General features: G+C 70.6%; 18 protein-coding genes. 6 read left to right on the top strand and 12 right to left on the bottom strand.

The genetic code is table 11. From position 1 onward, the window contains the following. Positions 1 to 338: 338 nt before the first annotated feature. Entirely contained in the window at positions 339 to 908 is a 570-nt protein-coding gene (locus tag TSH58p_RS00925; RefSeq protein ID WP_109069743.1) for a GNAT family N-acetyltransferase, read from the bottom strand. A 423-nt stretch (positions 909 to 1,331) separates the two neighbouring features. Between TSH58p_RS00925 and TSH58p_RS00930 the strand changes: the two genes are divergently transcribed. The 3 genes from TSH58p_RS00930 to TSH58p_RS00940 all read left to right on the top strand — a co-directional run bounded on the left by TSH58p_RS00930 (position 1,332) and on the right by TSH58p_RS00940 (position 3,198). After that, the gene (locus TSH58p_RS00930) at positions 1,332 to 2,003 is read left to right on the top strand and encodes a phage tail protein (protein WP_109069744.1); all 672 of its coding nucleotides are present in this window, start codon (positions 1,332 to 1,334) and stop codon (positions 2,001 to 2,003) included. A gap of 110 nt (positions 2,004 to 2,113) precedes the next feature. Continuing rightward, positions 2,114 to 2,434, top strand: coding sequence for a hypothetical protein (locus TSH58p_RS00935; protein ID WP_109069745.1), 321 nt, complete (start codon positions 2,114 to 2,116; stop codon positions 2,432 to 2,434). A 77-nt stretch (positions 2,435 to 2,511) separates the two neighbouring features. Further along, entirely contained in the window at positions 2,512 to 3,198 is a 687-nt protein-coding gene (locus TSH58p_RS00940; RefSeq protein ID WP_109069746.1) for a phage tail protein, read from the top strand. On the opposite strand, the gene TSH58p_RS00945 is transcribed toward TSH58p_RS00940, so the two are convergent. The 6 genes from TSH58p_RS00945 to TSH58p_RS00970 are packed head-to-tail and all read right to left on the bottom strand — an operon-like array spanning position 3,167 to position 10,833. After that, positions 3,167 to 4,996, bottom strand: coding sequence for an alpha/beta fold hydrolase (locus TSH58p_RS00945; RefSeq protein ID WP_109069755.1), 1,830 nt, complete (start codon positions 4,994 to 4,996; stop codon positions 3,167 to 3,169). The genes TSH58p_RS00940 and TSH58p_RS00945 overlap by 32 nt on opposite strands. Next, positions 4,993 to 7,434: a glycoside hydrolase family 2 protein gene (locus tag TSH58p_RS00950; RefSeq protein WP_199230104.1), complete on the bottom strand. Its 2,442-nt coding sequence runs from the start codon at positions 7,432 to 7,434 to the stop codon at positions 4,993 to 4,995. Before TSH58p_RS00950 ends, TSH58p_RS00945 begins: the two co-directional genes overlap by 4 nt. Before the next feature lie 6 nt (positions 7,435 to 7,440). Beyond that, positions 7,441 to 8,343 carry a DUF1839 family protein gene (locus TSH58p_RS00955; RefSeq protein ID WP_109069747.1) on the bottom strand — a complete coding sequence of 301 codons (903 nt, stop codon included), beginning with the start codon at positions 8,341 to 8,343 and terminating at the stop codon, positions 7,441 to 7,443. A gap of 20 nt (positions 8,344 to 8,363) precedes the next feature. Then, positions 8,364 to 9,302 (bottom strand): amino acid--[acyl-carrier-protein] ligase, encoded by a 939-nt coding sequence (locus tag TSH58p_RS00960; RefSeq protein WP_247873998.1) that lies wholly within the window; start codon positions 9,300 to 9,302, stop codon positions 8,364 to 8,366. A gap of 26 nt (positions 9,303 to 9,328) precedes the next feature. Next, positions 9,329 to 10,528: an acyl-CoA dehydrogenase family protein gene (locus TSH58p_RS00965; protein ID WP_109069748.1), complete on the bottom strand. Its 1,200-nt coding sequence runs from the start codon at positions 10,526 to 10,528 to the stop codon at positions 9,329 to 9,331. Then, positions 10,525 to 10,833, bottom strand: coding sequence for an acyl carrier protein (locus TSH58p_RS00970; protein WP_247874002.1), 309 nt, complete (start codon positions 10,831 to 10,833; stop codon positions 10,525 to 10,527). The genes TSH58p_RS00965 and TSH58p_RS00970 overlap by 4 nt, the downstream gene beginning before the upstream one ends. Before the next feature lie 245 nt (positions 10,834 to 11,078). On the opposite strand from TSH58p_RS00970, the gene TSH58p_RS00975 reads away from it, so the two are divergent. The 3 genes from TSH58p_RS00975 (at position 11,079) to TSH58p_RS00985 (ending at position 16,322) form a co-directional block, all read left to right on the top strand. Continuing rightward, positions 11,079 to 11,504 carry an OsmC family protein gene (locus tag TSH58p_RS00975; protein ID WP_109069749.1) on the top strand — a complete coding sequence of 142 codons (426 nt, stop codon included), beginning with the start codon at positions 11,079 to 11,081 and terminating at the stop codon, positions 11,502 to 11,504. Between the two features lie 451 nt (positions 11,505 to 11,955). Beyond that, positions 11,956 to 15,795 (top strand): autotransporter outer membrane beta-barrel domain-containing protein, encoded by a 3,840-nt coding sequence (locus TSH58p_RS00980; RefSeq protein ID WP_109069750.1) that lies wholly within the window; start codon positions 11,956 to 11,958, stop codon positions 15,793 to 15,795. A gap of 5 nt (positions 15,796 to 15,800) precedes the next feature. After that, positions 15,801 to 16,322, top strand: coding sequence for an invasion associated locus B family protein (locus TSH58p_RS00985; protein WP_109069751.1), 522 nt, complete (start codon positions 15,801 to 15,803; stop codon positions 16,320 to 16,322). Here the strand turns inward: TSH58p_RS00985 and TSH58p_RS00990 are convergent. The 5 genes from TSH58p_RS00990 to TSH58p_RS01015 all read right to left on the bottom strand — a co-directional run bounded on the left by TSH58p_RS00990 (position 16,291) and on the right by TSH58p_RS01015 (position 23,118). Further along, on the bottom strand, positions 16,291 to 17,499 hold the full coding sequence (locus tag TSH58p_RS00990; RefSeq protein ID WP_247874001.1) for a glycosyltransferase family 9 protein: 1,209 nt from the start codon (positions 17,497 to 17,499) through the stop codon (positions 16,291 to 16,293). The genes TSH58p_RS00985 and TSH58p_RS00990 overlap by 32 nt on opposite strands. 8 nt (positions 17,500 to 17,507) lie before the next feature. Further along, on the bottom strand, positions 17,508 to 19,088 hold the full coding sequence (locus TSH58p_RS00995; RefSeq protein ID WP_109069752.1) for a sulfotransferase: 1,581 nt from the start codon (positions 19,086 to 19,088) through the stop codon (positions 17,508 to 17,510). Positions 19,089 to 19,389: 301 nt separating this feature from the next. After that, positions 19,390 to 20,205: an enoyl-CoA hydratase gene (locus TSH58p_RS01005; protein WP_109069753.1), complete on the bottom strand. Its 816-nt coding sequence runs from the start codon at positions 20,203 to 20,205 to the stop codon at positions 19,390 to 19,392. Between the two features lie 43 nt (positions 20,206 to 20,248). Then, positions 20,249 to 21,328 (bottom strand): ABC transporter ATP-binding protein, encoded by a 1,080-nt coding sequence (locus TSH58p_RS01010; protein ID WP_109069754.1) that lies wholly within the window; start codon positions 21,326 to 21,328, stop codon positions 20,249 to 20,251. Beyond that, the gene (locus TSH58p_RS01015; protein WP_199230105.1) at positions 21,325 to 23,118 is read right to left on the bottom strand and encodes an iron ABC transporter permease; all 1,794 of its coding nucleotides are present in this window, start codon (positions 23,116 to 23,118) and stop codon (positions 21,325 to 21,327) included. Before TSH58p_RS01015 ends, TSH58p_RS01010 begins: the two co-directional genes overlap by 4 nt. Positions 23,119 to 23,248: the final 130 nt, after the last annotated feature.

The following is a 23,248-nucleotide window of genomic DNA, read 5'->3' on the forward strand; positions in this document are numbered from 1 at the left end:
TACCACCTTTTCACAGTCGTTGACAGCGCATCGGTCTATTCAGGCGACAAAAGGGGTGCCCGATTTGCACCGATTCGCGTCGTCAAAAAGAACAGCATGTCATAATTTGACGCATTTGCTTCCGCGAAGCGTTTTGTATTTCATTGCTGAAACGAACGCATATGTTGGTATGCTTTCCACACCGCCATTTCGCTGTCAGCGAGCGAGCATTGTGGTGTCGTCAAACATTTGTGTGCAAAACACCACGCACCGATGTCACAGGCCCGGCAAGCCATGACCGGGCCGAGACCCGATTCGGAGAGGGCGGACCGCCCGACCGAACCACCAGCGATTCCGGCTCAGGACGCGCCGCCCTGCTGCATCTGGGCTGGCAGGATCTGCGGCGGCAGGTGCTGAATTCCCGGATGGCCGGGCGGAAGCCAGATCAGTTCCAGAGACGGCGACGTCTTCGCCAGAAGATCGAAGCCCAGCCGGTGGTAGAACCAATGAACGCGCGTGTCCACCTCGGCCACAGACAAGGTGATCGGGATGCGCATTTGCGCCGCGGTTCCCTGGATACTGCGCAAAAGATCGGTGCCGATGCCCTTGCCACGGGCCAGACGGTGGATTTCCACCTCCGACACCCGCCAGTCGTAGCGCCCCAGATCCATGACGATCCGCCCCACCGGCTGGCCCGTCTTCTCGACGACGAAATCCAGATGCTCCGGATAGCGGGTTTCCTGGCCCATCCGCCGGGCGCTGTACTGCTGTTCGTAGAGCGTCCGGATGAAGTCCCGGTCGTGATGCGCCTTGGCCAGCCAAGGGCGCGCGTCCATGAACAGGCCCATCAGGAAATCGTCGTCCGACGGCCGGGGGAACCGCACCGTCAATCCGCCGAGCAGCGGCAGCGACCCATTCAGAACGGCCATCGGCCACACCCCTTCCGGTAGCACAAGCGCGGATCCTGAATAGCCGAAGATGCGTGCACGGCGCAAGAATCGCCGTCGCGGACCATCGCCGCAGCGAACACCGTGCGAGTCGTCCGCTTCGGCGTCGGTCCGGGACGGGGAGCACCATGGCAGGAACCACTCGATACCCCGGGCAAATCATCCAATACGGCGCCTCCGCTCCGGCCGCATCGTCAAAAGCATACGCTGATATGCAACCCAAGGGTCATTCTGCAAAGATAACAATCGAAAAAAGTAACTTTTTGTATCGCCTATTGCCGCTGATCTAGCCGATCAGGAGAATATGTCGGTATGCTTTCTATCACATTCGGCGGCGTGGCGCGTCCTTAAGGGGAGGCCGGCCACAGGTCGCCGCAACCGGTTTCATACACAGGAGGTTTCGCCATGGAAGTTTACCTCGGCCTGGTCATCCCGTTCACCGGCGCCTACGCTCCGCAATACACGGCCCAGTGTCTGGGCCAGCAGTTTCAGGTCAGCCAGAACCAGGCCCTGTTCGCGATCACCGGCGCGATGTACGGCGGCAACGGCACGACCAACTTCAACCTGCCGGACCTGCGCGGCCGCGTGATGATCGGGTCGGGCACCAGCCCCTACCTCAACAACCAGACGCTCAACCCGGGGAACTTCGGCGGCGTCGCGAACAACACCCTCACCCAGCAGAATCTGCCGGCGCACATCCACGCCGCGACCTTCTCGCCGGTCGGCAGCAGCACCAGCGCGACCGTCACCGCCGCCGCGGCCATCCCGGTGAGCACCGTCGACGGCGCCAGCAGCACCCCGCTGGGCGGCAACAACTATCTCGGCGCCCTCCGGTTCAACGACACCGTCGGCGCCGGCGTCGAGCTGGTGGGTCCCTACAGCTCCGGCACCGCGCCGAACGGCTCGGCCCTGGTCGGTTCGGCCACCGGCACCGTCACGATGGGCGGGCTGACGGGCACGGTCAGCATTTCGGCGGGCGGCGGCGTCACCAACCCGACTCCGGTGAACAACATGCAGCCCTATCTGGCCCTGACCATGCTGATCGTCACCAGCGGCATCTTCCCGATGCGCGACTGATCCGGAAGCACACCCCGATCGTCGACCACCGGATGGACGGATGCGGCGCGTTGGCTTTGTATGCCTGGAACGACAACCGTACCTTCAGAACTTGAGCCCGGACCTTTGAGATGACCATCGACATCGCCTCCATCTCCCACGAGATGTTCGCCCCGCATCTCGGCCAGACGTTCCGTTTCGTGGCCCCGGAGGACGGGTCCGTGATCACGGAGGTCGAGTTGACGAAGCTGACGCCGCGGCCGGAATGCACGCCGCGCTGGGCGAAACGCACGTCCTTTTCGGCTCTGTTCGAAACCTACGGCCCCAGCCAGCTGTGGAACGGCTATTTCCAGATCGACCATCCGACGATGGGATTGCTGGGCCCCTTCTACATCGTGCGGATCATTCCGCGCGATCCCGAACGGGGCTGCTTCGAGCTGGTCCTGAACTGAGCCCCGGCAGCCAGACGCCACCGCACAACACCGCGCACCGTCCGTCCCAGCGCATCGATTCCACCGGAGATTTCGCCATGGAATTCTACCTAGGTTCCGTTTTTCCATTCGCCGGCAATTTCGCCCCCGTGAACACGCAGCAATGCCTGGGGCAGGCGGTGAACACGAGCCAGTACCAAGCCCTGTGGGCGGTCATGGCCGGGGCCTTCGGCGGCGGACAGGGCTCCCCGACGTTCAACCTGCCGGACCTGCGCGGCCGCGTGATGGTGGGGCCGGGCACCAGCCCCTACACCAGCACCACGCTCAACAACGGCAACGCGGGCGGGACGCAGTACACGACGATCATCGGCAACAATCTGCCGATGCACACCCACGGGGCCGCCTTCCAGGGTGGCAGCGCGGGCGGCACCGCCCCGTTCAACGCGACGGTCACCGTTCCGCTGAACCCCGCCGTCGGCACCAGCAACATCCCGTCCGCCATTCCCGCGGTGCTGGGCGGCCAGTTCGTCGACCCGAGCACCGACCTGAGCGTCGACGGCCCCTACATCCCGGCCTCCAGCCTGCCGACGCCGCCGACCGGAAGCTCGCTGACAGGCGCGCTCTCCTCGCAGGGCACGGTCAGCGGCGGTCCCACGGGTGCCACCGTTGCGGTGAGCCCGGGCGGCGGCGTCGTCTCAACCCCGGTCGCGATCAACAACCTGCAACCCTACCAGTCGCTGTTCTTCTTCATCTTCATGCTGGGCTATTTCCCGTCGCGTGATTGATGCGGAGAGCCCCGGTCCCTTCCGGTGGGCCGGGGCCTTCCCCGCGCACGGCGCCTGCCGCGCCCGCACCGATCCGGATCAGCAGATCATCGAGTAGACCGGCGAAGCGCTCCCGTGCGGCGCGCTCCATCAGGCTGTGGTCGGCTCCGGCGATGCGCTCCATCCTCAAGCCGCCCATCCGGCGCAGACGCCCGCCGCCCGCCCCGGCCTGGGCCTCCAACTCGCCCAGCGTCACGTCGCCCTCGCTGTGCACCATCAATGCGAGGACTCCGCGGTCGGTCAGCGCCTGGAAGGCGTGGAGCAGGTCGTCGCGGGCGTAGCCCCGGCCCGTCAGCCCGGCGCGCAGCCGCCCGGCCCCGATGCGCAGGCGGCGGGCCGCGCGCTCCGACAGGCCGAGCGCGACGCGCGACGCCTTGCGGTCCTGGCGCAGGATGGCCCGCCACACCGCCGGCTCGGTCAGCCGGGGCAGATAGGCGGCGGCCGGCTTCACCGCGCTGCCGATGGCCTCCTCCTGCGTCACGCCGTCCCCCAGGACGAAGCGGCCCGGATTGACCAGCGCCAGCCCGACCACCCGCGGGTCGGCCAGCGCCACATGCAGCGCCACCGCCGCGCCTGCGCACAGCCCCACGGCGACGGCGGCGCCATGCCCCGCCGCCGCCAGCGCGTCCAGCCCGGCCCGCGCGTCCTCCACCATGTCCCGGCAATAGATCAGCCCGTCGCGGCGCCCCGGCTTCGACGCGCTGTCCCCCAGCCCGCCCAGGTCGAGGCGCAGCGAGGCGATTCCCCGCGCCGCCAGCCGCCGGGCCAGCCGCACCGACATGCGCCCGGTGCCGGTGTGGGGCGTGGCGCCGCTGTTCAGCAGCAGAACGGCGGGCCGCCCGGTGGTCGCGGCGGCAGGCTCGCAGAGGATGCCGAACAGACCGGCGCCGGGACCGAAGCGGAGCGGGCGCTCCACCGCGCCGGCAAAGCACAAACGGAGGGTCGGCGCCTCCACCGTCCGGACCGGCCCCGGGGGCGCCATGTCCTGCGTCAGCCAGGCCGTCACCCGTGCGAAGGCCGGGCAGTCCAGGGCCGCGTGCTGGACGCTGGTCATCAGCCGTGCGTGGTCGGCAAAGGGCGCCTCCTCCACCGCGGCGCCCAGAGCACGGAACCGCTCCGCCAGAACGGCGGCGCGGCCCTCCGGGCGATCGAGGATGAGCACCCGCCGCGCCGGAGCCTCCGTCATCCGCGCAAGGTCGAGCGCGCGCAGAGCCTCCACCGTTTCCGGAGCCAAACGGAAGCCGGCGCTGTCGATCCCCTCCGGCCCCACCGCGGACGGGGCATTCGCCGGCCGTTCGGCGAGCAGGGCCACCGCCCGCAACTCCTGGAGGAAGGCCCGGCCCGAGGGGAAGGGGGACAGCAGGACCAGGGAGTCCGCCCCCACCTCGCGGGCCGCCGCCGCCGCGAGCAGCGCGCCCAGCCGCAAGCCCACCAGAGCCACCTCCTCCACCCCCGCGACGGCGCGCAGATGGGCGGCCGCGGCGCGGATGCCGCCGAGCCACGCCTCCAGCCGGGCCGGATCGCCCTCCTCCCCGGCGCTGTTTCCGGTGCCGGGATAATCGAAGCGCAGAACCGGCATCCCCGCCGCCGCCAGTGCCCCGGCGAAGCCGCGCCACGCCCGGTGGGTGGCCAGCGCCTCTCCGCCATAGGGCGCGCACAGCACGACGCCGCGCCGCCCTCCCGCCGGGTGCAGCCAGCCGAAACAGCCTTCGAACAGAATGGGTGCGGCAGCGTCGGATGTGAGCCGATCGGGCGTCATGCGGTCCACCGGTAGCGCGTCGGGTCCAGACCGTTCAACGCGTGGACCTCGCCATCGGGCACCGCCGCGCCGGGATGACGCGGGACCAGCCGGACCCGGCGCTCCCGTCCTGGCGGCAGATGGAACCACTCCTCCTCGGCCCGGAACCCGTCGTCCTCGATGTGGACGGAGCGGGCAAGCCGCCGGCTCGACAGGAACAGCACCCACCCCTCGTCCGTCCGCTCCAGGCGGGTGCCGAGGCCCAGCTCCGCACGCTCCATCCGCCCGCCCTGGAGAAAATGGAAGGCCTCCGCCACCGGCGTGCCGGACCGCGGGTCGGACAGCGCCGCCACCACCACGTCGTGCGCCGGCGGGCCGAAACGGTAGGCGCCGGTCAGGTCGACAAAGCGGTCGGGCAGCGAGGCAGCCGGAACCATCTGGACGCTGCGCGGCGGCAGGGTGACCGTCCGCTCGGCCCGCAGCACCGGCACCTCGCCCCGCCGCAGGGCGGTCAGGGTCAGCACCGCCTCCACCGGCGCCGCCGTCTCGTTCAGCAGATGGATCGCCAGCCCGTTCACCCCCTCGTCGGTCAGCAGCACCTGCACGGGCCGGAAGGCGCGGCGCAAGGCGTGCCACGCCGCCTTCGGCACACGGCCGGAATCGACCACGCCCCAGCCGGCCCCCGGCCAGACGTCCTGGAACATCCAGACCAGCCCGCCCCCGCAGGAGGAGCCCGCCCGCCGCCACTCCGCGAAGACGGCCTCCATCACCTCCCCCGTCACCGCGCGGGACAGCCGCGCGTAGCGGTCGGGGTCCTCGTAGCGCAGGACCATGGGATCGACGCCGTACAGGCCGCGCAGGTAATGGTCCCGCACATCCTCGAAATCCCACGGGGCGCCGGGGTCGCGCGGCACGCGCGCCTTCCAGCGCGGGTCATGAACCGCCGGCACGCCGGGCAGCGCCCCGGCCGCCGGCATGTTGGCGAAGGCGAGGCATTCGGAGGCGAAGCGAACATTCGCCCGACGCGCGTCCTCCAGCGGGCGCAGATAGGCGCCGACGCCGTAGTAATGGGTCACCCCCGCGTCGGCGGCGAAGGGTAGCGGCCCGCCGGTCGGGGAGTTGGCCACGTATGGCACATCGGGCCGTCCCCGCTCCGCCTCGTCCCGCAGGACACTGTCGAACAGCGGCTGGCTCCAGCGCTCGCGCGGCAAACCGAGCATGGCCGCCTGCTGCTCCGCCTCGCTGCCGCCGCACAGCACGGCCAGCGACGGCGCCGACTGGACCCGGTCGAGGAACTGCGCCGCCTCCCGCCGGGCGCCGTCGAGGAACGGCTCGTCGGCCGGATAGTCGAAATTGGCGAACATGAAGTCCTGCCAGACGAGAATCCCCATCTCGTCGCACAGGTCGAAGAAGGCGTCGGCCTCGTAGGCGGCGATGCCCGGCACCCGCAGCATGGTCATGCCGGCCTGCCGCGCCAGTTCCAGCCAGGGAGCGTAGGCGTCCCGCGTCCCCGGCAAGGCCACGACGTCGGGGCTGCTCCAGCAGGCGCCGCGGCAGAAGATGCGCTCCCCGTTGATGCGCAGGGCGAAGCCGTCACCGGGCTCCCGCTCGATGCGGCGGAAGCCGGTCCGGCCCAGCTCGATGCGGGCGTCGCCCACCACCGCGCGCACGGTGTGGAGCGCCGGGTTGCCATGGCTGTGCGGCCACCAGGGCGCGACCTCCGGCAGGCGGACGTCGCCGCGCAACTCTCCCGTCCCGGTCCAGCGGAGCGGCGCCCGCGCCTCCCCCACCTCCAGCCATCCCGGCGGCGGAGCGGAGCCGCTCCAGTCCGCCGCCAGGGCCAGGGATAACCGGCCGTCCCGCCCGTCCAGCGTGGCGCGCAGATCCGCCGCGCGGACGCGCAGCGGTCCGGTTTCCGTGATGAGGTCCACCGGGCGCCAGGGACCGACCGCCGGCACGGGCGGGCACCAGCCGGGCATATGCCCCAGCAGCGTCGTCCGCACCGCGCGCAGCCCCGCCGGACCGGCCAGCCGGACCGGCCAGCGCCCCCGCCCCTTCTGCGCCTTCAGAACCGGATTCAGGGCACGGAAGACGATGCGCAGCGCGTGCGTCCCGCGCAACGTCACCGGAACGTCGTGGCTCTGGAACATGCTGGCGCTGCTCAGGATGCGCTTGCCGTCCAGCCAGACCTCCGCAACGGTGGCGAGGCCATGGAAACGCAGGATGCAAGGCCCGTCACCGGTCAGCGTCACCCGGTACCAGACGTCGCGGTCGTGCAGGGGAAGCGGATCGCCCAAGCGGTAGAGCCCGGCCGCGCGCAACGCCTGCGCGACGGTGCCGGGCACCGGGGCGGGCAGCCAGTCCCCCGCAGGCGTTCCCCCCGGCTCGGTCACGCACAGCTCCCACCCCGCGGACAGGGGCGTCACGCTGCGGCCCGTCACGGCGTGTAGGCGCGCCATCGTCCGTCACCCGTAACGGCGGAGCAGCGCGCCGAGCGCCCGGTCGTAGGCGCGCTCCATCGCCTCCAGCGGTTCCGCGTGATCGCCGAAGCGCCGCCGGTGCACGCCGCGCGCGAGCTGGAACTGAAACGCCTTGGCGGTGGCGGAGAGGGTGGCGCAGGCCTCCGCCGCGTCCGCCGGCCCGCCGATCCAGCGCGCATACATCCCGAGAAGCTCGAAATTCGCCCCCACCTGCCGCAGCGTGTTGAAGGCGTAGAGATGGAAATAGTCCATGGGCCGGGCGGCCAGCGTTTCCAAATGCTCGGGCAAGGCGGCGCGGAAGGCGGCGATGGGGTTGTCCACCGGACGGCGGCCCAGATGGCGGGACAGCAGCCCGCGGGACGCCTCCATCAGGGCCTCCCCCTCCAAGGCCGGACCGCCGCGCTTCACGAACTCCACATAGGGGAACAGGGGGGCGGGGGCGAACAGGCCGTCGTAATCCTCCCCCTCCAGCGTGAAGCGCCCGGCGTTGTGGATGTAGTCGAGCCGCCGCGCGCCCGTGTCCATGCCGAGGATCGCGATGGTCGTCTTGACGCGCTGCGCGCGATACGAGGTTCCCCGCGTGTCGGGCAGGTGATAGCCGTCCACCTCCACCAGCACCGGGCGGCCGCGCGCCACCTGCACCGCCGCGTGGGTCTCCACCCGGTCGTAGAGGGCGAGTTCCTGCACCTCCAGCCCATAGAGGCGGCGCAGGTCCTCCGGCGGCACCTTGAAGAAGGTGAACTGGTCGCCTTCGAAATCCTGCGCGACGGTGAAGGCCAGGGCGGCCATCGGTTCCATCCCCAGCGCCCGCAGCAGCCCGAGCCACAGGTCGGTGTAGCAGTTGGTCTCCGCCCAGTCGCGGTCCGGCCTGTCGAGCGGATGCGCCATGCCCGGCCTCCCCTGCCCGCTCAGCCCCACAGGACGGCGCGCACGGCGGCCGGCCACGCCTTCACATCGAAGCCGTGATGGCGGAACAGCGCCAGCGCCACCCGCTCCATCCCGAAGCCGACGCAGGCCGTGTGGGCGACGGCACCGTCCGGCGTCCGCAGATCCCACAACAGCCCGAAATGGTCCTGGTGGTAGTTGAAGCTGAGGCAGGCGGTGGGCTGTTCCGCCGACGCGATGGGGATCAGCAGTTCGAACTTCAGCCCCTGGTCGCGCTGGCTGGCCGCCAGCATCCTGCCGGCCCGCCCGAAGAAGGGGTCGTTCGCCAGATCGACCGCCACCGGCAGGGAGAGCGATTCCATCAGCGCCCGCCCGCGCTCCACCCAGCTCTGCCGAAAGGCCATGACCTGCTCCGGCGTGCCGGCGCGCACATATTCGCGCATCCGGAACAGCTGCATGCGCGCCGGGTCCAGCGACGGTTCATGGCGGAAGCAGTAGGAATAGACATCGACCAGCGCGCCGTCGGCGGGCAGCGGCCCGCGCTCCGCGATGGTCGGGTAGACGGGGTAGCAGGCGGCGGGAGTCAGGACGACGTTGGTCGCCATCTGGGCGTCGGTCCACTCCTCCCCCTCCTCCAGCCGGCGCAGCAGGGACTGGTGGGCGCGCTCGTCGCCCTTGAAGGCGTGAACGGTGCCGGCCAGATGCGGAAAGCTCTTCAGATAGCCGCTCTGTTCGAACTGATGGCGGGCCACCCCCGGAGGAAAGCGCATCACGTCCGCGCCGTCGTCGCCACCCCAGGTGGTGATCAGGTCGTTGAAGCGCTCCACGACATCCTCGAAGACGCCGCTGCGGCCGTAGAGCCCGTCGACCCCCGTGGGGATCAGCAGCCCGGCCGCGACCAGCGCATCGCGGAACGCCGCCTGCCCATTCTCCGCCGGTGTACTTCCTGCCCGCATGTCCATCCGCCGCGTTCCGTTCCGAGAAAGCCTCAGCCGAAGAGAGTGCCGTTGTCCCTGTGCGCCAGCAGCAGGTTCGCCGTGTTGCCCAGTATCCGGTCGTTGTTGATCATCAGCGGCGCCGAGTGGGCGTCGCGCAGATGGCGGCACAGGCTGTAGGGGCTGTCGTTGCGGTAGGCGGCCAAGCCGCCGGCCAGCATCGCCTGCCCGACGATCCGCACCACCATCTCCGCCGCTTCCGTCTTCAGCGTGTTCATGGCGACCGTGAAGCCCGGCGCGGTGAGACGGTCGGGATCGTCCGCCGCCTCCTCGAACCGGGCGAGCGCACCGCGCACCATGCCGCGCATGGTCTGAAGCCCGGCGGTCGCCTCGGCCAGCCGCCGCGCCCCCGGCGGCGGGGTGCCGGGGCGCTTGCGCGCCTCCGCCCGGATGAAGGCGGCGGCCCGCGCCACCGCGTCCGTCGCGATCCCCAGCCAGACGCTGCTCCACAGGATGTGGGTCACCGGCAGCATGGTGCGGGCGGAGATGTCGGCGTAGGGCAGCGGCAGGATCTGCGTCCGGTCGGCCTCCGCCACCAGACGGAAGCCGATGCTGCGGGTGCCCCGCATGCCCAGCGTGTCCCAGCCGCCGATCTCCTCCAACCGCGTCTGCCCGCGCAGCACCGGCACGATGACCTGATCGGAGGGCGGCGAGTCCGCCGTGCGCCGCGCCGTCACCAGGATCGCGTCGGCCTCCGTCCCGTAGGAAATGACCGTCGCCTGCTTTTCCAGCCGGAAGGCCGCGCCCGTCGCGTCGTCGCCCGCGCCTTCGACCGCGCAGGCGCTGGAGCGGACGTCGCCGCCGATCCCGGCCTCGGTCGTCGCGGAGGCGAGAAGAAGCTGCTCCCCGGCCAAGCGCTCCAGGAAACCGCGATGCCAGTCGCTGCCCTGCCCATGGCGCACGAGGCAGGCCACCTGGATCTGGTGCATGGCGTAGATCAGCCCGGTGGACGGGCATTGCCGGGCCAGCGCGTGGGCCACCGCCGCCGCATCGGCCAGACCGCTGCCGCCGCCGCCGAAATCCCGCGGCACCATCAGGCCGAGCAGCCGCGCCTCCTTCAGGGCGGCGAAGGCTTCGGCGGGAAAGCGCGCCTCGCGGTCCACGCTGTCCGCATGGCGCCCGGCGACGGCCGCGGCATCGGCGGCAACCTCGGCGGCCATCGCGGGCAAGCTGTCCGGTGCCGGCGCCCTCATCCAGCCCCCAACCCGCCCGGCGCGCCGCCCAGCAAACCGGCGACCGCGGAACGGATCGCCGCGATGCTCTCGAAGGTGCGGCGGCGCAGCAGATGTTCCGGGAACTCGACGCCGTAGCGCTCCTCCAGCGCCAGCATCAGGTTCACCGACCCGTGGGAGGTCAGTCCGGCGGCGTAGAGATCGTCCTCGTCGGCCAGGCTGGAGGCGTCGGTGGCCAGCCAGCCGCTCTCGGCCAGAAGCGCCCGGATGTCGGCGGCGCTGACCGCCGGGGCATCGCCGCCCCGCGGCGCCGTCCCAGCCGCGATCTGCCAATCCGGTTGGCGCATGCTCATTCCTCCTACCCCCATTCAACCTCTGGCTTTCCCTGTGCCGGGACAACGCCACAAAACCTTAATTGTTCTGCGCCTTCCTCTGCTTTTCCGTATGCCTCGGGTGCTTTTCGGATGCCAAACGCTCCTCTTGCTTAACTCCTGTGGCGATTGCCGTTTCCCCGGACGGCTCTAACTTGAGCGGCGGTTCATCCACCAATCTCATGAATGGGAGAACACCAATGGCTGTGCGGCAATCGGATGCGGAATGGCGCGGCAATCTCGCCCAGGGGTCGGGCACCATGCGGCTGGGCAGCGGCGCGTTCGAAGGCGCCTATTCCTTTCCGTCGCGCTTCGAGAACGGCACCGGCACCAACCCGGAGGAGTTGATCGCCGCCGCCCATGCCGGCTGCTTCTCCATGGCGCTGTCCGCCGGGCTGTCCAAGGCCGGACACACGCCGACGCGCGTGCACACCACCGCCCGCGTCCATCTGGACAAGGCCGGCGAGGGGTTCGCCATCACCAAAATCGAACTGGATTGCGAGGCCGAGATCCCCGGCATCGACGCCGAGACCTTCCGGCAGCAGGCCGACGGCGCCAAGAAGAACTGCCCGGTGTCCAAGGCGCTGGCCGGAACGGAGATCACCCTGAACGCCCGGCTTCTGTGATCGTGTCCGGTCCGGCGGTCCGCGACGATGCAACGACCGCCGGGCCGACGCCGCTCCGCCCATTAACGTTCGGCGCTGGAATTTGCCACATTCACACGGCGGAAGCAGAGCGGCGGGCGGTCCGGAGTACGGCTTTTGACAATTTTCTGCATTTTCAAATCAGGGCATTCTTAAAATTGTTAATTGGTTAAGCCCCTTTCTTCCGAACAGAACGATCAAACCTGAATGAAATTCTCCAAACAAGACACCTATCGATCTTTTCATTATACAAGAACCCACAACTTCATTATCTAATGTTCATGACGATTTACAAGATTAGGGAAAAATTAAGTTCGTGATTTTTATGTTTGTATGCATTTTATCTTAGCGGCAATGCGAGGTACTCGTTATGATTGGATGGTGTAAACCATTGGTCGTAACGCTTACGCCCCGCTCGCAAGGTGAATCGCCTATGCCGCCGCAATCCCCCCTTGAGTCGATCCGCCAGAGCCTGATGTCGGGCGGGCGCCTGCCGGCGATGGTCGCCGCCCCCATCGCGCTCGGCGTGTCGCTGGCCGCGAACGCGGCGCCGATGGACACGCTGACGACGATCCAGAACCAGACCTTCGAGCCGACCTCCGGCAACATCCTCATCACCAGCACCGGCGGCGTGGTCGACAGCGGCACCGGCAACCACGCCACCGACCTGACCACCGGCGTGTGGGTCAAGTCGCCCGGCGGATGGACCCTGACCAACCAGGGCACGATCAAGATCTCGATCGAGACCAACTTCTATCAGGCCGACGGCATCTACGCTCAGACCTATGGCACCGTCATCAATTCCGGACTGATCGAGGTGCCGAAGACCTACAACGGCATCCTGTTCGCCAATTCGGCGAATTCGCTGAAGTCGGTCGTCGAGAACACCGGGACGATCATCGGCAATTGGGCCGCCATCGAATCCTCGCACGCGCTCAGCCTCACCAACGGCTCCCCGTCCAACAGCGCCGCGCTGATCAAGAATGTGCGGTCCGCAACGGCGTTCTCGCAGACGGATTACGCCGCGGTGATGGTGTCCGCCCTGTTCACGCCCTCCAGCATCACCAACCACGGCACGATCATCGGCACCACGGACGCGCTGTCCGTCTCCGGCGTTTCGACCATCGTCAATCACGGGACCATCGCCGCCGGAAGCGGCTTCAGCGCGATCAAGACGTTCGGCATCGCGGGCGGCAGCTTCATCAACCTGAAGGATGGCAGCCTTGTGGTCGGCGGCATCCAGGCCGCGGGTGCCAACCAGGTCCTTCTGCTGGAGGGCAGCGGCACGCTGTCCGGTCCGGTGTCTGGCCTGACCACCCTCAACGTGAACGGTACGGAGTGGACGCTGGGGGGCGTGAGTTCGGCCACGACCACGAACCTCCAGGCCGGCACGCTGCGCGTCAACGGCTCCCTCACCACCGGGCTGCAGCTCGGCAGCGGCACGACGCTGACGGGCACCGGGACGGTCGTCGGCAACCTGACCAGCCCGTCCGGGACGACCGTGACCCCCGGCGGTTCCGGCGCGCCCGGCACCCTGACGGTCACCGGCAACGTCACGCAGCAGAGCGGCAGCACGCTGGCGATCCGGACGACGTCTTCGGCTGCCAGCAAGCTGGCCGTCACCGGCACCGCCACCATCGGCGGCGACCTGTCCGTCACCTCCACCGGCAGCGGTTACGGCGACAGCACGACCTACACCATCGTGACCGCGACGGGCGGGGTGTCCGGCGCCTTCACCACGATCACCGGCAGCGACACGACGCTGACCCCGACGGCCACCTTCGACACGGCGAACAACCGGATCCAGCTCACCCTGACCAAGGTGACGCCGCCGCCCGACCCCGATCCGACTCCGAACCCCGATCCTGATCCGAATCCCGATCCTGGCCCGACTCCGAACCCCAACCCCGATCCGACGCCCAACCCCGATCCGAGCCCGAATCCCGACCCGACCCCGAATCCTGCCCCCACGCCTCCGGTCACCGGCGTGATCGACACCAGCCGCCCCAGCTTCACCAACAGCGATGGCGCGGTCCAGGGCAGCTCGGTCACGTTCGATGGCGGAACGCTGCGCCCGGCCTCGCCGCTGACGGTCGGCCAGTCGGTCACCGTGACCAGCCGCGGCGGCACCATCACGCCGGACGGCAGCACCGTCACCCTGGCGGGCGCCGTCGGCGGCAGCGGCGCGCTGGCCGCGTCGGGACCCGGCACCGTGGTCGTCTCCGGCCAGCTCGCCAACGCCGGCGGCCTGTCGGTCGGCGACGGCGCGGCCCTGACCATCGCCAAGAGCGGCGTGGTCGCGGGCGGCACGCTGGCCCTGAACAACGGCGGCAGCGCCACGGTCGGCGGCATCGTGGCCGTTCCGGTGACGGTGGCCCGCGGCGGCGCCATGACCGTCGTCGAGGGCGGCGGCGTCGGCGGCACGCTGGCGGTGGAGGGCGGCACCCTGACCGTCGCCGCCTATGGCGCGGTCAACGGCGCGGTCACCGTGACGTCCGGCGGCAGCGCCACCCTGGCCGGCGCCGTCATGGCCCCGGTCACGGTGAGCGACGGCACCGTCACCGTGGCCGCCACCGGCATCACCGGCGCGGTCAGCGTGGGGAACGGCGGGTCGGTTGCCGTGAACGGCGTGGTCTCCGGCTCGCTGACCACCAGCGCCGGTTCGACCTTCAGCGGCGGCGGCACCGTCCGCGGCCCGGCCACGCTCGCCGGCACCGTGTCGCCGGGCAACTCGCCGGGCGTGCTGACCTTCCAGTCCGCGGTGACGCTGACCGGCACCAGCGTCCTGAACGCCGAGATCGACGGCCCGACCGCCGGCTTCGGCGCCGGCCATCACGACCAGATCCGGGTGCAGGGGGCGTCCTTCACGGCCGCCGGCACGCTGGCTCCGCTGCTGCGCGGCATCAGCGGCGACGCGACCAACGCCTACACCGCCACGCTGGGCCAGAGCTTCACCATCGTCCAGGCCGACGGCGGCGTGTCAGGCGGCTTCGCCACGGTGACGCAGCCGGCGGCGGGGCTGGAGGCCGGCACCCGCTTCGACACGCTGTACGACGCCACCGCCGTCCGGCTGGTGGTCACGCCGACCAGCTACGCGGTCCGCGGCGGCACCCGCAACCAGCGGGCCGCCGGCGCGGCGGTGGACGCGCTGCGTCCGGCCGCCGGGGCGCGGCTGGAGGGCGTCGCCGCCCCGCTGTTCAACGGCCTCTACGGCCTGCCGGGGAACGGCATCGCCGGGGCGCTCGACCAGCTCTCGGGCAAGCTCCACGCCGACACGCTGGCCGCCGACCGCACCAGCCGCCGCCTGTTCGGCAGCGCGGTGGAAGGCCGCCTGTCGGCGCTGCGCGGCGGCGAGGCGGCGTCCTCCGGCGTCCGGCTGGCCGGCAGCGGCAACGGCACGAGCGCCGTCGGCGAAGCCGGTGAGGCCCGCGGGTCGGGCGGCGTGTGGGGCCAGCCGCTGGCGGCCTACAGCCGGACCGGCTCGGACGGCAACGCCGCCGGCACCACCGAGCGGATCGGCGGTTTCCTGCTGGGCGCCGACCACAGCTACGAGAACGGCGTGAGCGGCGGCGTGGCGCTCGGCTACCTGCGCAACCGCGTCACCTCGCGCGACGGGCTGGGCAAGGCCGACGTGGACAGCTACCAGGCGACGCTCTACGGCTCCTGGAGCCTGCGCGGCACGGCGGACAGCCCCTATGTCGAGGGCGCCATCGGCTACGGCTACGCCAACTACGACGCCTCGCGCGGCATCGCCTTCGGCACGCTGGGCCAGGGCGCCAGCGGCAGCGCGGACGGCCATGACGTCTCGGTGGAGATTGCCGCCGGGCACCGCATGGCCTTCGCCGGCTCGGACAGCGCCTGGATCGAGCCGCGGGCCGGACTGCGCTTCGACCGCATCACCCGCGAGGCCTTCCGCGAGTCCGGCGGCGGCGTGGCGCTCGACGTCGAGGCGGCGGGCTGGACCAGCCTGCACAGCGCGCTCGGCGTCCGCGCCGGGACCAGCGTGACGGTGGGCGGCTGGCGCCTGCTGCCCAACGCCGCCCTGGCGTGGGAGCATGACTTCGCCGACGCGACGGCCTCCACCACCAACCGGCTGGGCGGGGTGGCCTTCACCGCCGACGCCAGCAAGCCGGGCCGCGACGCCCTGGTGATCGGCGCCGGGCTGGGCATGGCTCTGGACGACCGGCTGACCGCCACCATCGGCGTTCAGGACGCGATCCGCGCCCGCGAGAACACGGTGTCGGCGACCGCCGGCCTGAAGTGGAAGCTGTGAGGAGCATGACGGCGATGCGCAAGGCCATCATCACGGGGGCGCTGGCAGCGCTCCCCCTCCTCATGAGCGGGGCTCCCGCTATTGCGGTGGAACCGGGCAAGACCTTCGGCGACTGGCAGACCGAATGCGAGACGCCCCCCGACGGCAAGCCGCGCTGCTTCCTCTCGCAGACCCGCGTGATGGAGAACAAGGAGGCCAAGCAGGCGACCCGCATCCTCAAGGCGTCGCTGGGCTATTTCGCCCCGGACGGCAAGGGGGTGATGGTGGTGATCCTGCCGCTGGGCGTCGACCTGCGCGCCGGGGCCGCCCTGACCATCGACGACGGCAAGCCGCTGCCGTTGACCTACCAGCAGTGCATCCAGGACGGCTGTCTAGCCAACGCCCCGATGGACGAGGCGACCCTGACCGCGCTGCGCCGCTCCAAGGGGGCGCAGATCGCCGTGCGCCCCTATGGCGGGACGCAGGCCGTGGCCTTCCCGATCTCCACCAAGGGGATCACCGACGGCTTGGCCGCCCTGAAGCCCTGAAGTTGCTTCCGGCCACCGCGGCGACGGCGCCGCGGATGGCCTCGTCCCACCGTCCCGGCGCCGGCTGCCGGTGCAGGGTGACGGTGGGATACCAGGGCGTGCCGCCGCGGCCGAGCAGCCAGCGCCAGTCCGGCGCGTAGGGCAGCAGCACCGCGGTCGGGCGCCCCATCGCCCCGGCCAGATGGGCGACCGCCGTGTCCACGCAGACCACATGGTCGAGCTGTGCCAGCACCGCCATGGTGTCAGCGAAACTCTCCAACTCCGGCCCCAGACCGACCAGCGGCGCCGCCCCGTAGTAGCGGGCGGCCTCGGCCTGCGCCGGCCCCTTCTGGAGCGACACCAGCGCGGTCTTCTCAAGCGCGAACAACGGCGCCAGCCGCGCGAGGGTCAGGGAGCGGTTGCGGTCGTTCCCGTGCGTCGGACGCCCCGCCCAGACCAGCCCGACGCGGCGGTGGCCGCGGGGCAGCAGCCCGTCCAAACGATCCGTCCAGCGCTCCACCCGCTCCGGCTCGGCCCGCAGATGGGGGACGGGTTGCGGAACGCTGTCGAGCGTCGTGCCGAACAGCCCCGGCAGGCTGGACAGCGCGGCGTAGGCATCGAAGGGCGGCGCCGCGTCCCAGGCGGTGAAGGCCCGGTGCCCGCCGGGCAAGGCGCGGATCACCGGCAGCATGTCCAGGCTGCACGCGACGATCACGCGCGGGCAGAGCGCCGCGGCCCTCGGCAGGTAACGGGCGAACTGGATGGTGTCGCCGAAGCCCTGGTCGGCGATCAGCAGAAGCGTGCCATCGGGCAAGGGGCTTCCATCCCAGGGTCTGGGGATGGCGCTCCCAAAGCGCTTCAGAATCGCCGGCGGGACCGGGGGCGGCACGCCGGGAAGGCGCCAGCGCCATTCATACTCCCGCCAGCCTTCCTCCCACTGGCCGGAGAGCAGCAGCCCCTCGGCCAGCTCGAAATGCGGCCCCGGCCAGTCCGGGCGAAGCCGCAAGGCCCGCCGCTCGCAGGCGATGGACGCCGCGACCTCCAGCCGGTCGTAGAGGGCCACGCCCAGATTGTACCAGCCCGCCGCGTCGCCGGGATCGAGCGTGACGGCGCGGCGGCCATGGGCGGCGGCCTCGTCCAGCCGGCCCGCGCGGCGGCGGATTTCGCACAGGTCGCTGTCGGACGGGGCAATCGGCATGGCGGCGGCTACAGGCCGTAGCCCAGCCCAAGAATGACCGGCTCCAGGATCGGGATCGCCGGCTTCAGATGGGTCATGTAGGCGCGGTGACGGCCGATGGAGCGGCTGTGGAGCTTCTCCGCGACCTGGGCGTGGCTGGGCGTGCGGGCGGGGCGCCGGTTCTCCTCGAAGCGCAGGCAGCGCCGGTCGAAGCCGAGCCCGAGGAAGCCCAGCAACCGCCGCACCGCCGGTTCCGGCTCCCGCACCAGATCCTCGTAGCGCAGCGGCAGGTAGCGCAGCGGCATCTCCCGCCGGTAATGCTCCACCAGATCGAACACCCGCAGGACGTGGCGGGCCGCCGTTTCGACGTCAATGGCGCAGTGGAAGCCGTGGGTGAGGTCGGTGCCCATCATCGACAGCACGACGTCCAGCGGGTGGCGAAGCACATGCACAACCGGCGCGCTCGGGAACATCAGCGCGATCAGGCCGAGATGCGTCTCGTTGAAGGGCATCTTGTCGGTGAACAGCGCGTGGCCGGGCTTGGCCGGGAGCAGCTTGCGGGCGTGGCGCAGATAGGCGTCGCGCAGACGCTCCAGCCCATCGCGCTGGTCGCCCATCCACAGCTCCGACAGCGCTTCGGGATAGCCGAGCGGGCTGCCCAGCGTCTGCGGCAGCGCCCGGACCACCGCGCCGAGCGACGGCAGTTCGTCCCCCGCGGCGATGGCCGGATGGCAGGACAGGATCTGCTCGACCAGCGTGGTGCCGGAGCGCGGGGCGCCCGTGACGAAGACCGGCTGCGGCCCGGCGGCGGGCGTGGCGGGCCGCGGCATCAGGCGCAGGCGCGGCGCCACGAAGAAGGTGGCCAGCCGCGCGATGAGGTCCACCGCCGCCGCCTCGTCGTAACGGCGCCCGGCCTGCCGCAGCAGGGCCTTGCCGGCGGCGAAGGCGGCGAAGGCCTCGTCGTGGCGGCCCAGCCGGTCGAGGATGCGCCCCGTCTCCAGCAGCGCGTCGGGGTCGGGGCAATCATGACGGGAGGCCGACGCGTCCAGGATGGCCAGCGCCCCCTCTCCGTCCCCCTGCCGGGCCAGCAGGGCCGCCGCGAAGATGTCGGCGCCGCGGTGGCCGGAGTCGAGCCGCCGGGCGCGGCCGACCAGCCGTTGCGCGGCGGGAAGATCGCGGGCGGCGTCCTCGGTCTGCGCCCAGCCGTGCCACGTCAGGGCGATGGACGGGTGCAGGGCCGCGGCCCGGCGGTAGGTCCGCCGTGCCTCCTCCAGCCGGCCCTGCCGGGTCAGGCTCCAGGCGAGATTGGCCACCGTCGCGGCGTCCGGCGGCGCCAGGGCCAACGCCCGGCGGTAATGGAACTCGGCGGCCTGGGGCCGCTGGGTGTCGGCCAGCACCAGCGCCATCAGCCTGTGGGAGTTGGCATCCTCCGGCGCGAGCCGGACCGCGTTGCGGGCGTGAGGCTCGGCTTCCGCCGCGCGGCCCGTCCGGACCAGCAGCCCGGCCAGTTCCTGGGTCGCCGCGAGATCGTCGGGAGCGGCCCGCAACCGCCGCTCCAGCGCCGCAGGGGCATCAGCGCCGCTCGGAAGGTCGTCGGGCGTGGTCGGCATGACAGGCGGGTCCCATGGCGGCTGAACGCCCGCATGGGCGCGTGGTGCGGCGCCAGGATAGGGAAGGGCTTGGGTGGCGGCAAGGACATCCCCTCTCCCCCGCTCACGCGCAAACTTCGTTTGCGCTGACGCGACAGGCGGACCTTTGGTCCGCCGAAAGCGGGGAGAGGGTTAGGGTGAGGGGGGTGTGCTTGTGCCGAACGTACCGAAACGCAAATCCCCCTCACCCGCCCGCTTCGCGGGCACCCTCTCCCCGGAGGGGAGAGGGTTGTAAAGGCGAAATGCGATGGCTTTGGTGCCCCTACCGCCCCGTCCAGACCGGGCGGCGCTTCTCCAGGAAGGCCGCGATGCCCTCCTGATAGTCGGCGGAAAGGTAGCAGAGGCGCAGCAGGTCGGCGTCGCCGTCCGCCGGCAGCCCATGGTCGCGCCAGCGCCGCAGCGCCTCGCGCGTCGTCCACAGGGTCAGCGGGGCGAGGCCCGCCAGTTCCTCCGCCAGTTCCTGGGTGCGCTCGGCAAGGTCGTCGTCGGGCACGACACCGCGCAGGGCACCGGCGCCGGCCAAGTCGTCGGCGCTCAGCAGGCGGGCGCTGAAGATCATCTCCTTGGTCCGCGCGGTGCCGAGGATGGCCGCCAGCCGGGCGAGATTCTTGATGCTCAGGCAGTTGCCCACCGTGCGGGCGATGGGGAAGCCGAAGCGCACCGACGGCGTGGCGATGCGCACGTCGCAGCAGGCGGCGAGCAGCGCCCCCTCCCCCACGCAGGCGCCGGCCAGGGCGGCGATGGTGGGAACCCGCACCGCCTCCAGCGCCATCGCCGCCGTCTCCGCGCGGTCCTCCAGGATCGTGTAGTCCTCCGGCGTCTTGACGCTCTGCAGGCAGGACAGGTCGGCGCCGGCCATGAAGGCGGGCTTGTCGCCGGCCGCACCGGTCAGAACCAGCGCCTTCACCGCCGGGTCGGCATCGACCTCCCGGCAGATCTCGATCAGCCGGTCCTCCATCCAGGGGGTGATGGCGTTGCGCGCCTTGGGCCGGTTGAAGATCACCCATTGGACGGCGCCGCGCCGCTCGGTCAGGATTTCGGGCAAGGCGTCGGCCTCGCCGCTCGTGGCGATGGTCATCGTTCGGAACTCTCTTGGATTGGGCTGACGGATCAGGCTGCGATCAGGCCGCCGGCCCGAGGATCTGGCAGGACCCGATGGGAAGAAGCGCCGTCACCACGCTGCCCGGAGCGAAGCTTTGCGCGGGCGGAATGAAGGCGCGCAGCGTCCGCCCGCCCCCGAGATCCACCAGCACGTCGCGGTACTCGCCGAGATAGGCGGAGCGCTGGACCGTGCCGGACACCACGTTGCAGCCCGTGGCGTCCGGCGCCTGGTCGGCGCCGAACAGCCGGACCTGCGAGGGCCGCACGCACAGCGACACCGTCCCGCCATGCGCCGCGCCGCTGCGGTCGGGTGCCGTCAGCACATGGCCGCCGACGCGGATGGCGCCGTTGCCCTCGCTGGTCCCGGCCAGCTCGTTGTTGGCGCCGATGAAGGTGGCGACGAAGGCGTTGGACGGCCGCTCGAAGATGTCCTCCGGCGAGCCAAGCTGCTGGAGGTGGCCGGACTTCATGACGGCGATGCGGTCGGCGGTGACCAGCGCCTCCGACTGGTCGTGGGTGACGTAGACGGTGGTCAGCCCCAGCAGGTCGTGGACCTGCCGGATCTCGAACCGCATCTCCTCGCGCAGATGGGCGTCGAGGTTGGACAGCGGCTCGTCGAGCAGGAGGATGCGGGGCTCGACGGCCAGCGCGCGGGCCAGCGCCACGCGCTGCTGCTGGCCGCCGGACAGCTCCGACGGGTAGCGGTCGCGCAGGGCTTCCAGCCGGACGGTGCGCAGCGTGCGGTCCAGCCGCTCGGCGATCTCCGCCTTGGGCAGGCGGCGGATGGCGAGGCCGAAGGCGACGTTCTCCGCCACCGTCTTGTGCGGCCACACCGCGTAGTTCTGGAAGACCAGGGAGATGCCGCGCTTCTCCGGCGGCAGCACCCCGCGCGCCGAGGACAGCAGCACGTCGTCGGCCCAGATCTCGCCCTCCGTCGGCGCTTCGAACCCGGCGAGGAGCTGGAGCGTCGTGGACTTGCCGCAGCCCGACGGGCCGAGCAGGGCCAGCAGCGTGCCGTTGGGGACCTGGAGGTCGATGCCGTGCAGCGCGGTGTAGGTGCCGAAGGACTTGCGGAGGTTCTTGATGCGGATCCCGCTCATGTGGGGCGAACTCCTTCCGCCGGGGCGGTTTTACGGCCGGATTTGCGGGACGTGCGTCGCACGGTGGTCAGGCGCGTCAGGGGACCGGCGGCGGCCACCAGCGCCAGAGTGATGAGGAGGAGAAGGACGCTCATGGCGCAGACGGCCTCGTAATTGCCGCCGTCCTTGGCGTTGTAGATCAGGGTGGTCATCACGTTGGTCTTGGGCGTGATGAGGAAGACGGCCACCGACAGTTCCCGGATGATCGGGATGAAGACCAGGAACCAGCCCGACAGCAGCCCGCCGCCCATCAGCGGGATGGTGATGGACAGGAAGGTCCGCCCCTCCCCCGCGCCCAGGCTGCGGGCGGCGCGCTCCAGCTCCGGCCCGATGCCCTTCAGGATCGACCCGCCATGGGCGTAGGCGATGGGCAGGAAGGTCGCCGCGAAGGCCGCCACCAGCAGCAGCGGCGTGCCGTAGAGGTTCAGAGGCGCCCGCGTGTAGGCGGCGAAGAAGCCGACCGACATGACGATGCCGGGGATGATGATGGGGACGGTCGCCACCGCGCCGAACAGGCTGGCGCCGAACACCATCTTCCGCTCGACGATATAGGCGACCACGGTGCCGAGCATCACGCACATCGTCGCGGCGAGCGTCGAGAACAGCAGCGAGTTGACGATGGCGGTGTGCGTCTCCGAATTGCCAAACAGCGCCCACCAGTACCAGTGAAGCGAGAGGTTCTCCCACGACAGGCCCTGGCCCCAGGCGCGGGTCAGCGACACCAGCAGCAGCGCCGCGTAGGGCAGGAACACCGAGACCAGCGGCAGCAGCAGCGCCGCGAAGAAGGCCGGCCAGCGCGCGGCGCCCAGCGCGATCCGCCGCCCCGCCCGGCTCTTGCCGGAGATGGTGACGAACTGCTTGCGGCCCAGGATGCGGCGGCGCATCCAGAACAGCATGGCGGTGACCAGCAGCAGCGGCATGCAGTAGGCGGCCGCCATGTAGATTTCCGGCGGGAAGAGTTGGTAGAACTCGGCCAGCTTGGTCGTGACCACCGGGATGCCGGTCGGCGTCAGCAGGAAGGCGGGAACGCCGAACAGCGTCAGCCCCTGGATGAAAGACAGGATGAAGCTGGCGATCACCGCCGGGGTGACCAGCGGGATGGTGATGCTGAGCATGGTGCGCAGCGTGCCGGAGCCCAGGGTGGCGGCGGCGTCCTCCAGCTCCACGGCCATCTCGTCGAGCGCGCTCGACACCATGGTGAAGCTGTAGGGGACGGTGTAGATGCCGCAGATGAAGATCGCCCCGGTCATCGAGTAGATGTTCAGCAGCGGCCCCGCCTCCGCCCCGGCGAGCGTGCGCCACAGCGCGTTCAGCCAGCCGGAGTTGGGCGCCGCCAGCAGAATCCAGCCGGTCGCCCCGATGAAGGACGGGGTGACGAAGGCGGTCAGCGTCAGAACGCGAATGGTGCGGCGGAACGGCAGGTCGGTCCGCGACACCAGCCAGGCCAGCGGCACGCCGATGCCGACGGCGATCACGGCGGTCGCCACGGCCAGGAGCAGCGAATTGAACAGCGGTTCCAGCAGGTCCGCGGACTGGAAGATCCGCGCGTAGTTGCCGAGCGTCCAGGCGCCGGTGATGTCGTCGTGGAAACTGTTGTTGAGAACCCAGCCGAAGGGCAGAACCACCAGCAGGAAGAGAAGAAGGGCGACGGCGCCGAAGACCAGGGTCCTGGCGAGCGGCACGCGGGCCATCACCGGGCGCGCGGTCACCGTGGCTGCGCTGTCTGGGCTGTCCGTTGAAATGACCCCCATAGGGTCCGCCTCCATTGTCCGTACTATCCCTCGCCCCTCCGGGGAGAGGGTGCCCGCGAAGCGGGCGGGTGAGGGGGTTGTGCGTGGCGGCACGTCCGGCACAAGCACATCCCCCTCACCCTAAAGCAAA

It is taken from the genome of Azospirillum sp. TSH58, from assembly GCF_003119115.1.
Lineage (GTDB): Bacteria > Pseudomonadota > Alphaproteobacteria > Azospirillales > Azospirillaceae > Azospirillum.

Coding starts and splice junctions, on each gene's coding strand:
- TSH58p_RS00925 (WP_109069743.1), bottom strand. CDS start 908: ATGGCCGTTCTGAATGGGTCGCTGCCGCTGCTCGGCGGATTGACGGTG.
- TSH58p_RS00930 (WP_109069744.1), top strand. CDS start 1,332: ATGGAAGTTTACCTCGGCCTGGTCATCCCGTTCACCGGCGCCTACGCT.
- TSH58p_RS00935 (WP_109069745.1), top strand. CDS start 2,114: ATGACCATCGACATCGCCTCCATCTCCCACGAGATGTTCGCCCCGCAT.
- TSH58p_RS00940 (WP_109069746.1), top strand. CDS start 2,512: ATGGAATTCTACCTAGGTTCCGTTTTTCCATTCGCCGGCAATTTCGCC.
- TSH58p_RS00945 (WP_109069755.1), bottom strand. CDS start 4,996: ATGACGCCCGATCGGCTCACATCCGACGCTGCCGCACCCATTCTGTTC.
- TSH58p_RS00950 (WP_199230104.1), bottom strand. CDS start 7,434: ATGGCGCGCCTACACGCCGTGACGGGCCGCAGCGTGACGCCCCTGTCC.
- TSH58p_RS00955 (WP_109069747.1), bottom strand. CDS start 8,343: ATGGCGCATCCGCTCGACAGGCCGGACCGCGACTGGGCGGAGACCAAC.
- TSH58p_RS00960 (WP_247873998.1), bottom strand. CDS start 9,302: ATGGACATGCGGGCAGGAAGTACACCGGCGGAGAATGGGCAGGCGGCG.
- TSH58p_RS00965 (WP_109069748.1), bottom strand. CDS start 10,528: ATGAGGGCGCCGGCACCGGACAGCTTGCCCGCGATGGCCGCCGAGGTT.
- TSH58p_RS00975 (WP_109069749.1), top strand. CDS start 11,079: ATGGCTGTGCGGCAATCGGATGCGGAATGGCGCGGCAATCTCGCCCAG.
- TSH58p_RS00980 (WP_109069750.1), top strand. CDS start 11,956: ATGCCGCCGCAATCCCCCCTTGAGTCGATCCGCCAGAGCCTGATGTCG.
- TSH58p_RS00985 (WP_109069751.1), top strand. CDS start 15,801: ATGACGGCGATGCGCAAGGCCATCATCACGGGGGCGCTGGCAGCGCTC.
- TSH58p_RS00990 (WP_247874001.1), bottom strand. CDS start 17,499: ATGCCGATTGCCCCGTCCGACAGCGACCTGTGCGAAATCCGCCGCCGC.
- TSH58p_RS00995 (WP_109069752.1), bottom strand. CDS start 19,088: ATGCCGACCACGCCCGACGACCTTCCGAGCGGCGCTGATGCCCCTGCG.
- TSH58p_RS01005 (WP_109069753.1), bottom strand. CDS start 20,205: ATGACCATCGCCACGAGCGGCGAGGCCGACGCCTTGCCCGAAATCCTG.
- TSH58p_RS01010 (WP_109069754.1), bottom strand. CDS start 21,328: ATGAGCGGGATCCGCATCAAGAACCTCCGCAAGTCCTTCGGCACCTAC.
- TSH58p_RS01015 (WP_199230105.1), bottom strand. CDS start 23,118: ATGGGGGTCATTTCAACGGACAGCCCAGACAGCGCAGCCACGGTGACC.